This is a genomic window from Pseudoponticoccus marisrubri, assembly GCF_001482405.1.
In the GTDB taxonomy this organism is placed as follows: domain Bacteria; phylum Pseudomonadota; class Alphaproteobacteria; order Rhodobacterales; family Rhodobacteraceae; genus Pseudoponticoccus; species Pseudoponticoccus marisrubri.
On sequence record NZ_LPXO01000065.1, the window covers coordinates 1 to 313 of the forward strand.

The following is a 313-nucleotide window of genomic DNA, read 5'->3' on the forward strand; positions in this document are numbered from 1 at the left end:
CCCGATGAGCAATTCCCAAGTGCAGGGCAGGCCCGTGGCGGCCGAGCTGGATTTGCCGTACCGCGAGCGCGCGCAGGGGGTGTTGCGGGGCGCACTGCGGGATGTGCTGAGCTGGCGCTTTGCCCTGCTGGTCTTTGCCTCCCTGGTGGTGATCTATCCGCTGCTGTGGGTGGTGAGTCTCGCTTTTTCTGGCCAGCAGTCCCTGCAGCTGGCGCAGGACACCCGGGATATGGGCTTCTGGGCCCAGATGGCGGCGCTGGTGCCGCTGCCGGAGCAGTGGTCACTGCAGAACTTCCGCGCGGTGCTTACTGAG

General features: G+C 66.5%; 1 pseudogene. It reads left to right on the top strand.

Annotated features, from left to right (window positions below):
- Positions 1-34 precede the first annotated feature (34 nt).
- Positions 35-313: pseudogene (locus AVJ23_RS21985) on the top strand (hypothetical protein); the annotation flags it as partial.